This window comes from Pseudomonas sp. BMW13 (genome assembly GCF_013357275.1).
GTDB classification, from domain to species: Bacteria; Pseudomonadota; Gammaproteobacteria; order Pseudomonadales; family Pseudomonadaceae; genus Aquipseudomonas; species Aquipseudomonas khazarica.
Genome location: NZ_SUKD01000006.1, coordinates 305,403 through 318,747, shown reverse-complemented (window position 1 = coordinate 318,747; position 13,345 = coordinate 305,403). Strand labels below are relative to the sequence as shown.

15 protein-coding genes are annotated in these 13,345 nt (G+C 68.1%); 10 read left to right on the top strand and 5 right to left on the bottom strand.

Going from position 1 to position 13,345, the window contains the following annotated elements:
* Nucleotides 1-84: 84 nt before the first annotated feature.
* A complete protein-coding gene (locus tag E4487_RS07830; protein WP_134677725.1) occupies nt 85-858 on the top strand; it encodes a lysophospholipid acyltransferase family protein in 774 nt (257 codons plus the stop codon).
* 10 nt (nt 859-868) lie between these two features.
* Here E4487_RS07830 and E4487_RS07825 read toward each other — a convergent pair whose 3' ends face one another.
* Nucleotides 869-1,717: a universal stress protein gene (locus E4487_RS07825; RefSeq protein ID WP_037046986.1), complete on the bottom strand. Its 849-nt coding sequence runs from the start codon at nt 1,715-1,717 to the stop codon at nt 869-871.
* Between the two features lie 175 nt (nt 1,718-1,892).
* On the opposite strand from E4487_RS07825, the gene E4487_RS07820 reads away from it, so the two are divergent.
* Nucleotides 1,893-4,610: a cation-transporting P-type ATPase gene (locus E4487_RS07820; RefSeq protein ID WP_175253072.1), complete on the top strand. Its 2,718-nt coding sequence runs from the start codon at nt 1,893-1,895 to the stop codon at nt 4,608-4,610.
* Nucleotides 4,611-4,671: 61 nt separating this feature from the next.
* On the opposite strand, the gene E4487_RS07815 is transcribed toward E4487_RS07820, so the two are convergent.
* Nucleotides 4,672-5,256 (bottom strand): ACP phosphodiesterase, encoded by a 585-nt coding sequence (locus E4487_RS07815; RefSeq protein WP_037046980.1) that lies wholly within the window; start codon nt 5,254-5,256, stop codon nt 4,672-4,674.
* A gap of 126 nt (nt 5,257-5,382) precedes the next feature.
* Here E4487_RS07815 and E4487_RS07810 point away from each other — a divergent pair, with 126 nt between their 5' ends.
* Together E4487_RS07810 and E4487_RS07805 are read left to right on the top strand one after the other, a co-directional pair.
* On the top strand, nt 5,383-5,685 hold the full coding sequence (locus tag E4487_RS07810; RefSeq protein WP_037047412.1) for a helix-turn-helix transcriptional regulator: 303 nt from the start codon (nt 5,383-5,385) through the stop codon (nt 5,683-5,685).
* 16 nt (nt 5,686-5,701) lie between these two features.
* Nucleotides 5,702-6,751, top strand: coding sequence for an alkene reductase (locus E4487_RS07805; protein WP_175253071.1), 1,050 nt, complete (start codon nt 5,702-5,704; stop codon nt 6,749-6,751).
* 105 nt (nt 6,752-6,856) lie between these two features.
* Here the strand turns inward: E4487_RS07805 and E4487_RS07800 are convergent, their stop codons facing one another.
* Nucleotides 6,857-7,705: an ATPase gene (locus E4487_RS07800; RefSeq protein WP_175253070.1), complete on the bottom strand. Its 849-nt coding sequence runs from the start codon at nt 7,703-7,705 to the stop codon at nt 6,857-6,859.
* A 502-nt stretch (nt 7,706-8,207) separates the two neighbouring features.
* Here E4487_RS07800 and E4487_RS07795 point away from each other — a divergent pair.
* Complete coding sequence (locus tag E4487_RS07795) at nt 8,208-8,495, top strand: hypothetical protein (RefSeq protein WP_037046969.1); 288 nt, start codon at nt 8,208-8,210, stop codon at nt 8,493-8,495.
* Here E4487_RS07795 and E4487_RS07790 read toward each other — a convergent pair.
* Together E4487_RS07790 and E4487_RS07785 are read right to left on the bottom strand one after the other, a co-directional pair.
* Nucleotides 8,486-9,484: an NAD(P)-dependent oxidoreductase gene (locus E4487_RS07790; protein WP_175253069.1), complete on the bottom strand. Its 999-nt coding sequence runs from the start codon at nt 9,482-9,484 to the stop codon at nt 8,486-8,488. The genes E4487_RS07795 and E4487_RS07790 overlap by 10 nt on opposite strands.
* A 105-nt stretch (nt 9,485-9,589) precedes the next feature.
* Nucleotides 9,590-10,489 carry a LysR family transcriptional regulator ArgP gene (locus E4487_RS07785; protein ID WP_134677731.1) on the bottom strand — a complete coding sequence of 300 codons (900 nt, stop codon included), beginning with the start codon at nt 10,487-10,489 and terminating at the stop codon, nt 9,590-9,592.
* Nucleotides 10,490-10,582: 93 nt separating this feature from the next.
* Here E4487_RS07785 and E4487_RS07780 point away from each other — a divergent pair, with 93 nt between their 5' ends.
* The 5 genes from E4487_RS07780 to E4487_RS07760 all read left to right on the top strand — a co-directional run bounded on the left by E4487_RS07780 (nt 10,583) and on the right by E4487_RS07760 (nt 13,208).
* Nucleotides 10,583-10,996, top strand: a complete 414-nt coding sequence (locus tag E4487_RS07780; RefSeq protein ID WP_047587431.1) for an ACT domain-containing protein — start codon at nt 10,583-10,585, stop codon at nt 10,994-10,996.
* A complete protein-coding gene (locus tag E4487_RS07775; RefSeq protein WP_134677732.1) occupies nt 10,996-11,598 on the top strand; it encodes a LysE/ArgO family amino acid transporter in 603 nt (200 codons plus the stop codon). Before E4487_RS07780 ends, E4487_RS07775 begins: the two co-directional genes overlap by 1 nt.
* 40 nt (nt 11,599-11,638) lie before the next feature.
* Complete coding sequence (locus E4487_RS07770) at nt 11,639-12,595, top strand: LysR family transcriptional regulator (RefSeq protein WP_175253068.1); 957 nt, start codon at nt 11,639-11,641, stop codon at nt 12,593-12,595.
* Nucleotides 12,596-12,684: 89 nt separating this feature from the next.
* Nucleotides 12,685-12,870, top strand: a complete 186-nt coding sequence (locus E4487_RS07765; protein ID WP_175253067.1) for a hypothetical protein — start codon at nt 12,685-12,687, stop codon at nt 12,868-12,870.
* Between the two features lie 110 nt (nt 12,871-12,980).
* The gene (locus E4487_RS07760) at nt 12,981-13,208 is read left to right on the top strand and encodes a DUF2790 domain-containing protein (RefSeq protein WP_047588005.1); all 228 of its coding nucleotides are present in this window, start codon (nt 12,981-12,983) and stop codon (nt 13,206-13,208) included.
* The last annotated feature ends 137 nt before the right edge of the window (nt 13,209-13,345 follow it).

Genomic DNA, 13,345 nt, shown 5'->3' with positions numbered 1-13,345 from the left:
TCGCCGGCAGACAATCCGGCCGGCCATCGCCAAACGCCGTCATCCGTGGATAATGCCGGCACTCGTTTTCAAGCGGAGGCCTCGATGGCCAAACTGCGTCTTTCCCTGCGCCTCTTTCATCTGGCCCTGGTGATCGCCTTCGGCGCACTGCTGGCCGGCGTCGTCAGCCTGTGCGAGCGCGTCGCCCGGCATGACCTGATGCCCTTGCGCCAACGCCTGACCCGCTGGTTTCTCGCGCGCCTGGGCGGCGCCCTGCCCTTTCGCGTGACGGTCGCCGGCGAGCTGCCTGCGCAGCCGATGCTGTGGGTGGCCAACCACGTGTCCTGGACCGACATCCCGCTACTCGGCGCCCTGCAGCCGATTTCCTTCCTGTCCAAGGCGGAAGTGCGTGCCTGGCCGGTGGCCGGCTGGCTGGCACACAAGGCCGGCACCCTGTTCATCCGCCGTGGCTCGGGCGACAGCAACCTGATCGGCCAGCAGATCGGTCGTCACCTGCAGCAGGGTCACAACCTGCTGATATTCCCCGAGGGCACCACCACCGACGGCCTGGCCGTGCGCACCTTCCATGGCCGCCTGCTGAGCAGCGCCATCGACAGCGGCGTCGCCCTGCAGCCCGTGGCCATCCGCTACCTGCGCGCCGGCCAGCCCTGCCCGGTGGCGCCGTTCATCGGCGACGACGACATGCTTTCGCACCTACTGCGCCTGCTTTCCAGCCCAGCGGGCGAAGTCGAGATCCGTCTCCTCGAGCCGATCCCCAGTGCCGCGCGCAGCCGCAACGAACTGGCGCGCCACAGCCAGGCGATCATCGCCAGCGCCCTGCAGGCGGACCTGCCGCTGGGTCAGGCCGAAGCGGCCTGACCCGACACCCTCAGGCGGCTGGCGGAACGATCAGCGCGTCGCTGTCGATCGTCGCCAGCAGGCGGTTGGCCACGCTGCCCAGGAAGAAACGCGAAACGCCCTCGCGCGCATGCGTGCCGAGCACCAGCAGATCGCCACCGGACTGGCGCAGGGCGTCGCCGACCACGCCCTCGGGCGAACCGATCTGTACCAGCAGGCGTTCGTGATCGAGGTTCACCCCGACTTCGGCCAGCCGCTCGCTCACCTGCTGACGCTGCACGTCCCGCTGGTCCTCCAGCACCTCGGCACTGATCCCGACCTCCATCACCGCACCGGCGGCCACCGGCTCGACCGCGCTGGCGACATGCAGCTGCTCAGGCACCAGCAGGCCCAGCTCACGCGCGCGCACCAGGGCCTGTTGCGCGGTCCGCGAGTGGTCCATCGCCAGCACCGCATGGCGGTATGCATGCGTCACCGGGCCGTTGACCCGCAGCACCGGCAGATGGCTGCTGCGCACCACCCGCTCGAGCGTGGTGCCGGAGAAGAAATCACGCAGCGGTGATTTGCGGTGCGCCCCCACCACCAGCAGGTCGGCGCCCATGCCCTGGGCACTCTCGACGATGACCACGTCCGGCTCGCCGGTGCCGACCAGCACCTGCGGGCGGCAACCCGCCTGCTCGGCCAGTCGCTGCGCCTGGCTCTGCAACAGGGTCTCGGCCTGCTGCACCTGGCGCTGGACGATCTCGACCGGCGCGTCGTCATCGATCACATGCAGCAGGCACCACTCGCCACCGCCCTGCTGACGGATCAGTTGCACGGCGCGCTGCACCGCATGCGCCGAGCGCTCGGACAGGTCGGTCGCTACCAGAATCTTGATCATCTCGTTTCCTCCATGCGTTTAACACCGAGTTACATTCAAGCCTCTCCTGACCCGCCACTCGTTGATGCAAGTCAGGTCGGGGGCGGTAAAGCCAACTAGGGTATGTCTGACGATTCGCTCGGCCGAGGAATGCGCCAGCCAGCTACCGCCCGGCCCACCGCAGGAGACACGCCCCATGGGCAACCGCCCCTCTGAACATAGTGACCGCGCCTGGCACGAATTGACTGCACAGCAGGCCCTCGATGCGCTGCACAGCACGCCGGGCGGGCTCGACAGCGAGCAGGCCCGGGCGCGCCTGCAGCAGCACGGCGCCAACCGCCTGCCGCCCCCGCAGAAGCGCGGCCCGCTGCTGCGCCTGCTCTACCAGTTCCACAACGTGCTGCTGTACCTGATGCTGGGCGCCGCGCTGATTGCCGCCCTGCTCGGCCACTGGGTCGACACGGCGGTGATCCTGGCGGCGGTGCTGATCAACGTGGTCATCGGCTTCATCCAGGAGGGCAAGGCCGAGAATGCCCTGAACGCCATCCGCGACATGCTCTCGCCGCACGCCATGGTGCGCCGCGACGGCGAGCGCCACGAGATCGATGCCGAGCAGCTGGTTCCCGGCGACGTGGTGCTGCTGGTCTCCGGCGACAAGGTGCCGGCCGACCTGCGCCTGCTCAGCGTGAAGAACCTGCTGGTGGAAGAAGCGGCGCTGACCGGCGAATCGGTACCGGTGGAAAAGTCCGTGGCGCACTGCCGCCAGGACGCCGCCCTGGGCGATCGCCGCTGCATGGCCTATTCCGGCACCCTGGTCAGCAGCGGCCAAGCCAGCGGGCTGGTGGTTGCCACCGGCGCGGACACCGAGCTGGGCCGCATCGGCGCCATGCTGCAGCAGGTACAGGCGCTGTCCACGCCGCTGCTGCGGCAGATCGAGCAGTTCAGCCGCTGGCTGGCGGTGATCATCCTGGTCCTCGCCCTGGCCACCTTCATCCTCGGCACGTTCTGGCACGGGCAGAACCCCGGTGACATGTTCATGATGGTGGTGGCGCTGACCGCCTCGGCGATCCCCGAGGGCCTGCCGGCCATCATGACGGTGATCCTCGCGCTCGGCGTCCAGCGCATGGCCGGACAGAACGCCATCGTGCGGCGCTTGCCGGCCGTGGAGACCCTGGGATCGGTGACGGTGATCTGCTCGGACAAGACCGGCACCCTGACCCGCAACGAGATGACCGTGCAGCGCGTGGTCAGTGCCGAGCGTGTCCTCGACGTCAGCGGCGTCGGCTATGCGCCGGAAGGCGCCTTCCATCTGGACGGCCAGCTGCAGGAACCCGACCACGCCCTGCTGGAAACGGCGCGTGCGGCGCAGCTGTGCAATGACGCCCGCCTGCAGCAGGACGAGCATGGCCACTGGCGGCTGCACGGCGACCCCACCGAAGGCGCGTTGCTGACCCTGGCGCTCAAAAGCGGCCTCGACATCCAGGCACTGCAGGCGCAACTGCCACGCAGCGATGCGATTCCGTTCGAGTCCGAGCATCGCTTCATGGCCACCCTGCATCACGACCATGCCGGCCAGGGCCTGGTCTACCTCAAGGGCGCCCCCGAGCGCCTGCTGGACATGTGCGCCAGCCAGCGCCTGGCCGATGGCAGCGATGCCCCGCTGGACGCCGACTACTGGCGACGCCAGGCCACCGATCTGGCCGCCCGTGGCCTGCGCCTGCTGGCCCTGGCCAGCAAACCGGCGGCGGCCAGCCAGCGCACCCTGAACTTCAGCGACGTGGAGACGGGCCTGACCCTGCTGGCGCTGGTCGGCATCATCGACCCGCCGCGAGAGGAAGCCATCGCCGCCGTCGCCGAATGCCAGCAGGCCGGCATCCGGGTGAAGATGATCACCGGCGACCACGCCGAAACCGCACGCGCCATCGGCGCCCAGCTGGGCATCGGCATCGGCCTGCCGGCGATGACCGGCGCCGAGCTGGAGCTGCTCGACGACCGCCGCCTGCGCGAGGTGCTGCCCGGCGTGGAAGTCTTCGCCCGGGCCAGCCCCGAGCACAAGCTGCGCCTGGTACAGGCCATGCAGGACAGCGGTGAGGTGGTGGCGATGACCGGTGACGGCGTCAACGATGCCCCGGCGCTGAAACGCGCCGACGTCGGCGTCGCCATGGGCCACAAGGGTACGGAGGCGGCCAAGGAGGCCGCCGAGGTGGTGCTCGCCGACGACAACTTCGCCACCATCGCCGGCGCCGTGCGCGAAGGCCGGGCGATCTACGACAACCTGAAGAAATTCATCCTCTTTGCCCTGCCGACCAACGGCGGCCAGGCGCTGATCGTGATCTTCGCCATCCTGTTCCAGGCCGTGCTGCCGCTGACCCCGGCCCAGGTGCTGTGGATCAACATGGTCACCTCCTGCACCCTGGGGCTGGCCCTGGCCTTCGAGCCCAGCGAGCGCGGGCTGATGCAGCGCGCCCCGCGCGCCCCCGACGAGCCGCTGCTGTCGGCCTTCTTCGTCTGGCGCGTGCTGATGGTCTCGGTGCTCATCGCCAGCGCCGGCATCGGCCTGTTCCTCTGGGAGCTGGAACTCGGCAACAGCGTGGAAAGTGCCCGCACCATCGCGGTCAACGCCGTGGTGATGTGCGAAATCTTCTACCTGTTCAACAGCCGCAGTCTGCTTGGCCCGGTGCTCAGCCGCGAGGGGCTGCTGGGCAACCCGGCCGTGCCGCTGACCATCGCCCTCTGCCTGGTGCTGCAACTGCTGTTCACCTACGCGCCGCCGCTGCAGGGCCTGTTCGGCTCCGAGAGCATGAGTGCCGACGAATGGCTGCGGGTGCTGCTCGCCGGGGTGACGCTGTTCGTCGTCGCGGAACTGGAGAAATGCCTGGTGCGGCGCTGTGGCCTGCATGCCCGGGCGACCTGAGCAGGCGGATGCGTCGCCAGGCGCTGCGCCTGGCCGCCTGGGAGGCACTTGCGCGGCGACGCTAGCGCACAGCGTTCAGCTCGGCCTCGGCAAAGGCCATCAGCTCGGGGTAGAAGGCACGAAAGTCGTCGCTGAGCGGCACGTACAGCCGCTCCAGCTCGACCAGGCTGCCGTCGAGCAACTGCGGTCGTGAAAGACGCCGCTGCATGCCGGCAATCACCTGCTCGAGCACGGCGAACTCGCGATAGCTGCCGAGCCAGTCCTGCGCCGCCATGCGCGGCGCCATCAGCGCCAGACGTCCCGGCAGCGCCGGCTCGGCGGCCAGTACCCGGTACACCTGCCCGGTGAACTGCTGCAGCGGCTGTTCGGCGTAGTCCTGCCAGTCGCGCGCCAGGCAGTGGTCGAAGAACAGGTCCAGCAGCATGCCCGCCATGCGCCGTCGCTCGAGCGGGAAGCGTGCCCGTGCGCGCGCCTGCAGCGGATGGCTGTCGGTGAACGCATCGATACGCCGATGCAGGCGGATGGCGGCCTCGATATCGGCGGGCCACTGGCCGTTCAGCGGCCCTTTGACGAAGTCGCCATACAGGCTGCCGAGCAGTTGCGCTCGCGTGTCGCCACCCAGGTGCAGATGAGCCAGATAGTTCATGCCACGAGCTTAGCGCCAGACGCCGGACAATCGAAGCCGTCGATGGCGACTATCGGGACAATCGATCTGTATATCGACTCGAAGCGATATAAGGTTCGCCACATGACGATACACACCGACAGCGCCATGGACATAGACCTCGACGCCATCATCAAGGCCCTCGCCCACCCCGTACGCCGCGACATTCTCGACTGGCTGAAGGAACCCGAGCGCCACTTCCCCGAGCAGGAGCACCCGCTGGAAATTGGCGTGTGCGCCGGCAAGATCTTCCTGCGCACGGGGCTGTCGCAATCCACCGTCTCCGCCCATCTGACCACCCTGCAACGCGCCGGTCTGGTGACCAGCCGCAAGGTCGGCCAATGGCACTTCTTCAAACGCAACGACGAGCTGATCCAGGCCTTCGTCGAGCGTCTCGGCCAACAACTCTGAACCCGGAGGTAACACCATGCCCACTCTGTTCGACCCTATCCAGATCGGTGATCTGCAACTGGCCAACCGCATCATCATGGCCCCCCTGACCCGCTGCCGCGCCGACGAAGGCCGCGTCCCCAATGCGCTGATGGCCGAGTACTACGTGCAGCGTACCTCGGCCGGCCTGATCATCAGCGAAGCCACTGCCGTCACGCCGATGGGCGTCGGCTACCCGAACACCCCCGGCATCTGGTCCGACGAGCAGATCCGTGGCTGGAGCAACATCACCCACGCCGTGCACGCCAACGGCGGCAAGATCGTGCTGCAGCTGTGGCATGTGGGTCGTATCTCCGACCCGATCTACCTCGACGGCGAGCTGCCGGTAGCGCCGAGCGCCATCCAGCCGGCGGGCCACGTCAGCCTGGTGCGTCCGCTGAAGAACTTCGTCACCCCGCGTGCCCTGGAAACCGAAGAGATCGCCGATATCGTCGAGGCCTACCGCCAGGGTGCCGAGAACGCCATGGCCGCCGGCTTCGACGGCGTGGAAATCCACGGCGCCAATGGTTATCTGCTCGACCAGTTCCTGCAGAGCAGCACCAACCAGCGTACCGACCGCTATGGCGGCAGCCTGGAAAACCGTGCCCGTCTGCTGCTGGAAGTGACCGACGCCGCCATCTCCGTATGGGGCGCAGGCCGCGTCGGCGTGCACCTGGCGCCGCGTGCCGACGCCCACGACATGGGCGACGCGAACCGCGCCGAGACCTTCGGTTATGTCGCCCGTGAGCTGGGCAAGCGCGGTATCGCCTTCATCTGCGCCCGCGAGAAGGAAGACGACGACAGCCTGACGCCGCAGCTGAAGCAGGCATTCGGCGGCGTGTTCATCGCCAACGAGCGCTTCACCAAGGACCAGGCCAACGCCTGGCTGGCCGACGGCAAGGCCGACGCGGTGGCCTTCGGTGTGCCGTTCATCGCCAACCCGGACCTGCCGGCACGCCTGGAGCAGGATGCCGCCCTCAACGAGCCGCACCCGGACACCTTCTACGGCTCCGGCCCGGTCGGCTACATCGACTACCCGCGCCTGTAATCGCCAGCCAGGCCCCTCCCACGGCGTGACACCTGTGGCAGGGGCCTGGCCCGCGACCAAGAAAAACGCCCCGCAATGCGGGGCGTTCGTTCATCCGGCGTAGCCTCAGCGCCGATCGATCTGCTGCTGCAGGTTGACCATCTGGCTCTGCAGCGTATTGATGTTGCGCGTCATCTGCGCGCGGAAAGCATCGAACTCGGCGGTGTTCGGGCCGGCGCTGGCAGCCGGACGATTGTCCAGCTCGCTGCGCAGTACCAGCAGGTCCTGCTCCAGGCTGCGAACGGCCTGGCTCGGGTCGCCCTGCTTCTGCAGCGTCTGGACATCGCCAGCGAGGCTCTTGATACGGCTGTCGAGCTTGTCCAGCGCCGCCTGCGTCGCCTTGGCATCGCCCTGCGCCGCCTTCAGTGCCGTCTGCTCGCTGGCCAGCGCCTGCACCCGCTTGTCGAGCTCGGCACTGGCGCCAATGCCGCTCTTCAGCTCGCTGCCCAGTTGCTCGACGCGCTTGTCCAGCGCGACCTGTGCCGTAGCGCCCTGCTGCTGTTGCTTGGCCAGTTCGGCCAGGCGGTTTTCCAGTTGCTTGACCTGCAACTTGAGCGCCTCGCTGCCGCTGGTGACGCTGGACTCGGTGGCCACCACCTTGCCGGAAATGTCCTGGATGCGTCCGGCAGCTTCCTCGCTGATGCGCGCGAAGCTTTCCTGGGTCGCCACCAGGCGCTGCTCCATCAGGCCGATCTGCTGCAGGCTCCACCAGCCCAGCCCGGCCAGGGCGAAGCTCAGCGCACCGACCAGTGCCCACAGCGGCCCGGTGCTGGCGCCCTTCACCACCGGCGCCTTGGCGCTGCTGGGGCGGGGGCTGCGCGGCGCGGGTTCGTCATGCAGGTCGGCGTAATCCTCGCGGCGCTCGGGGGTCAGGCTGGGCAGGTTGTCGAGCTCGTCGTTGGCGTCGTTGCGCATGGTCAAACCTATGGGGGAAAGGGGTGAACGAAACTGCCGCGCAGTATACCGATTCGCCACTGGCGCATCAGCGCCGCGCCAGGGAGGTGCGCGGCGCACCGACGAAGGGCGCGACAGGGCCATCGACCCGGCCACGGCCCAGCAGTTCCGCGAAATTTGAACTGGTACGCACTTTGCTTTTCCAGTTGTCGTGGGCACGCCGACCCGGTGTCGCTCACAAGCCAGCAGGCGGCCTGAAAGTTCTGCAAAGCACGAAAAGGAGTCGGTTCCAGGTTCTGGCGAGCCAGAGCGATGCAAGGCGCAGACAGATGAGCTGGCGCCGTTCACCAACAGTGACGGCAGCCTGACGTTCCAGCCTGTTTGCAACGCGGCAACGCCCACGCTCGATCGACCGCGAACGGACTCGAAGCAGTGTCCCAGCCAGAGGACGAGGGCTGGCGCGATTACGGATGGCGACGGACGCCGCAGACCGTGATCCTTCAACCAACCGGGGGAAGTGGCAATGGAACTGAACAAAGAAGTACTGGACTGCATGAAGACACTGCGTCGCCGTCTGCGCGACGAGCTGGCGGTCGACATCCGCCTGAGCCAGAGCGATGTCATCAGCGCCATGCTCGACGGCAGCCTGCAGTCCAACGACGAGGAAACCCGCCGCCTGGGCCAGCGCCTGGCCGAGCTGTCCGATCAGCCACGGCGGGCCACCGTCACCCCGCTGGCCACCGTCGAAGTGCCGGTCGGCGAAGCGACCGGCTCCGTGCGCATCTACCGCGGCCAGCGCATCTACGCCTGATCGCCACACTGCACCTGCCACCAGGTGCAGAACTCATCCAGCGCATCCCACAGGCTCGCCGTCGGCTGGTAGTCGAGGAACTCACGTGCGCGATCGATGTTCAGCGAGAAGTCCCTGGCCATCACCGCCACGCCGAGACGAAACAGGCCCGGCTCGGGCCGGCCCGGCAGTATCCGGCAAATGCCCTCGTTGAGCGAGGCGGCGGCATGGGCCAGGGCGAACGGCATGTGCCGCGTGACCGGCGGCAGCTCCAGCCGGCGCAGCACGTAGTTGACCACGTCCCACAGCGGCACCGGCGTACCGTTGCTGATGTTGTAGACCTGCCCCAGCGCCGGGCCGCCGACCTGCAGCGCGCTGAGCAAGGCCGCGTTGAGGTTGTGCACACTGGTGAAGTCGACCTTGTTCAGGCCATTGCCGATGATCGCCAGACGGCCCTTGCGCTGCATGCCGATCAGTCGCGGGAAGATGCTGGTGTCGCCCGCGCCGGTGACGAAGCGCGGGCGCAGGGCGATCACCTCCAGGCCGAATTCCTGGGCGCCGAACACCTGCTGCTCGGCCAGGTACTTGGTCTTGCCGTAATGATCGGAAAAACGCTTGGGCACCTGCTCTTCGCGGATATCGACGTGGGCGCGCCCGTCGAAGTAGATCGACGGTGAGGACAGGTGCACCAGGCGCCGTACCTTCTGCTTGAGGCAGGCCTCGATGACGTTCTCGGTCACCGTCACGTTGGCCTGGTGAAAATGCGCGTAGTCGCCCCAGACGCCCACCGCGCCCGCACAGTGCACCACCGCCTCGACATCCCGACACAACGTCCTCGCCAGCTCGGCATCGCCCAGGTCGCCCTGGACGAACTCGGCGCCACGCTTGATCAGGTGCTGCACGCCATCCGCACGCCGGCCGTTGACCCGCACCGTCAGGCCCTGCTCGAGCGCGAAACGAGCGAAACGCCCACCGATGAAACCGCTCGCGCCGGTGACCAGAATCCTCATCGCATCCCCCTGTCGTTCTTGTGTTTGCCGCACTCTAGCAGCGCCAACCCGGCGTCGCCCTGTCGCAGGCGGCCAGAACAGCGACCTGCCAGGCCGCGCACGGAGTCAACGCCCGGCCGGCGTCACCAGCACGGTGGCCGCCGCACGCTGCAGCTGTTGCGTGAGCCCGGCCAGGAGCTCGCCACCGTTGCGCCAGTGATGCCAGTACAGCGGCACATCGATGCAGCGCTCGGGCAACAGGTCCACCAGCCTGCCGCTGGCCAGTTCCTCGCGTACCTGCAACTGCGGCACCAGGCCCCAGCCCAGGCCGGCCTCGGCCATGCGCACGAACCCCTCCGAGGACGGACACAGGTGATAGGCGAACGCACCGCTGACGCCCAGCTCGGCCAGGTAGCGGTGCTGCAACTGGTCGTCCGGCCCATAGACGATAGCCGGTGCGCGGGCCAGCGCAGCGGGGCTGACGCCCGAGGAGAAATGCCGGGCGATGAACGCCGGGCTGGCCAGGGCGCGGTAGCGCATCGCCCCGAGGGCCAGGCTGCGCGCCCCGGCCACGGGACGTTCGGCGGCGCACACGCAACCGGCCACCTCGCCGGCACGCATGCGCTTGAGGCCGACGTCCTGGTCCTCCACCACCAGGTCCATCAGCACCCGCTGGCTGGCGCAGAACTCGGTGGTGGCTGCCGCCCACCAGGTGGCCAGGCTGTCGGCGTTGATGGCGATCCGCAGGCGCTCGGGAGCGCTCTGCTCGTCCAGCCCGGGGACCTGACCCTGCAGGTCGCGTTCGAGCAGGCGCACCTGCTGCACGTGGTTGAGCAGACGGCGGCCGATCTCGGTGGGCGCAGGCGGCAGCGCGCGCACCAGCACCGGCTGGCCGACCCGCGCCTCGAGCAGCTTGATGCGCTGCGACACGGCCGACTGCGACAGCCCCAGCACCTGCGCGGCGCGCTCGAAACCGGCCTGCTCCACCACCGCAGCCAGGGCCGCCAGAAGTTTGTAGTCGAACAATCGATTTTCCTAATGCCTGATCAGTAATATTTGTTTCTCTTATACATCCAGGCTCAGGAGAATCGCCAGCATTCACTCGATCAGGAGCCCGCCATGTCCGGCGAAACCAACCTCGCGCGACTGCTGCAGAGCATGACGCCGCACCTCAACCCCGGTCAGTACGTATTCTGCTGCGTCGCCGCCGATCACGACTGCAGCGCCCTGCGCCCGCTGGCCAGCGTGCAGGAAGCCGAAGGTCTGACCCTGGTGCTGCCACGGGAAAGCGCCGATGCCCACGGCCTGAGCTACGACTACGTCGCGGCCTGGATCACCCTGCAAGTGCATTCGTCACTGGCGGCGGTGGGCCTGACCGCATCCTTCTCCGCCGCCCTGGCGCAGGCCGGCATCAGTTGCAACGTGGTCGCCGGCTTTCACCACGACCACCTCTTCGTGCCCAGCGAACGCGCCGAACGGGCACTGTCCACCCTGCGCGCCCTGGCGGCGTCCTCCCTGCCGGAATCCGCCTGATGTGGCAGAGCTACAGCAACGGCCTGCTGGTCGCCATCGGTCTGATCATGGCCATCGGCGCGCAGAACGCCTTCGTCCTGGCGCAGAGCCTGCGCCGCGAGCATCATCTGCCGGTGGCGGCCCTGTGCATCCTCTGCGATGCGCTGCTGGTCGCGGCCGGGGTCTTCGGCCTGGCCACCCTGCTGGCACAGAGCCCGACGCTGCTGGCCATCGCCCGCTGGGGCGGTGCGGCCTTCCTGATCTGGTACGCCAGCCAGGCGCTGCTGCGCGCCGTACGCCCCCAGGCGCTGCAGGCCAGCGGTAGCGAGCCGCGCTCGTTGCGCGCGGTGATGCTCGCGGCGCTGGCGGTCACCCTGCTCAACCCGCACGTCTACCTCGACACGGTGTTGCTGATCGGTTCGCTGGGCGCCCAGCAGCCCCAGCCTGGCGCCTATGCAGCCGGCGCCGCCAGTGCCTCGCTGCTGTGGTTCAGCGCGCTGGCGCTCGGCGCGGCGTGGCTCGCCCCCTGGCTGGCCCGCCCGCTGACCTGGCGCCTGATCGACCTGGGGGTCGCGGCGATGATGTTCGCGGTGGCGGCACAACTGATCCTCGGCGCGCTGTAATCGCGCATAATGCCCCTGGCTCATTACGCCAGGAGCAACAATGGATACCTTGCATGGCATGCGCGTGTTCGTTCAGGTGGTCGAGCGCGGCAGCTTCACCGCCGCGGCGCAGGCGCTCGACCTGTCCACGGCACAGGTGTCACGGCTGATCGCCGACCTGGAGCAGCACCTGCAGGCACGCCTGCTGCAGCGCACCACGCGGCGCCTGGCCCTGACCGAAACCGGCGAACGCTGCCTGGAGCGCTGCCGGCAGATCCTCGAGCAGGTCGACGAGGCCGACGCCGAAGCCCGCGGCGCTCACCAGACCCCCAGCGGTCGCCTGCGCGTGCACACCATGACCGGCCTCGGCCTGCAGCACGTCACCCCGCTGATCGCCCGCTACGCCGAGCACCACCCCCAGGTCGTGGTGGAGCTGACCCTGGCCCAGCGCACCCCCGACCTGCTCGAAGACGGCCACGACGTGACCATCGCCTTCGCCCGTGACCTGCCGGACTCGCAACTGGTCGCGCAGCACCTCGGGGCGATCCACAGCGTGATCTGCGCAGCCCCCAGCTACCTGGCCCAGTACGGCATCCCCGCGCAGCCGCAGGACCTGCAACGGCACCGTCACCTGCGCCTGACCGACCCGCTGTATCGCGGTCAGTGGGATTTCGGTGACGAACAACTGGAGGCCCTGCCGAGCGAATGCTTTCAGGTCAACGTCGCCGAGGCACTGGTCAAGGCCGCCCAGGCCGGCATGGGTTTCTGCCTGTTGCCGTCCTTCGTGGCCAGCCAGCCGCTGCGCGAGGGACGCCTGCTGCGCATCCTCCCGCAACACCGCCTGCGCGCGCTGAACATCTACGCGATCTATCCGTCGCGGCGCTTCCTGGATGCCAAGACCCGCACCTGGGTCGAATTCCTCAAGGCCGAACTGCCACCTCTGCTGCAGGGCGACGAGGCCATACTGGACGACCCGCAACACTGGGCGACGGCGGAGAAATTGTTGCGCAAGGGGTAAGGGTCATTCACCCGGAACGCGCTTTTTCGCCTGTGCACGCCTCATTAGGATGACTTCGAACCCACGAAGAATCCCACGAGGATCACCCCATGAAAAACCTTATGACTGCCGCCGCCCTCTCCCTCAGCACCCTGCTCGCCGCCCAGGCCTGCCTGGCCGAAGAGTCGCCCGCCTTCATCGCTCACCAACAGGCGCAGCTGCACCAGCAGCACGAGGCGAATGCCGAGCGCCACGCGCAATCGACCCACGCGCAGCAGGCCGACCAGCAGGGCTGAAGTTCCCGCTCCACCCGGCGCTGGCCTCCTCCCCTGCTCCTGGCCAGCGCCCCTCGGGCCGGCACGCCGGCCCTCTTTAGCACCACCTTCAGTACCCTATCGAGGTCATTATGAAAGCGATCGCCTGCCTGCTGGCGCTGGGTTGCAGCATCGACCTGGCCCAGGCCGAAACGGCCGAGCACTATCACTACGGCATGCAACTGGATATCGCCCGGATCGTCAGCCAGACCCTGCCCCAGGGCTGCGACGTCGGCGAAGCCCGCCTGGTCTACCTGGACTCCCAGGGCGAGCGACACACGCTGATCTATCAGCGCATCGGTGAAAACTGCAACGGCTGACCCTCCCTCCCGCAACGGGCACGCGCAGCCCGTCACCCCGCCCCGGCAAACTCATCAGCGCGGTCTACCCTGAAAGAACGGCAGCCCTGCCGAAGCGGGTACAACCCTGGTTGCACCTGAAGCAGGCCGACCCGCGC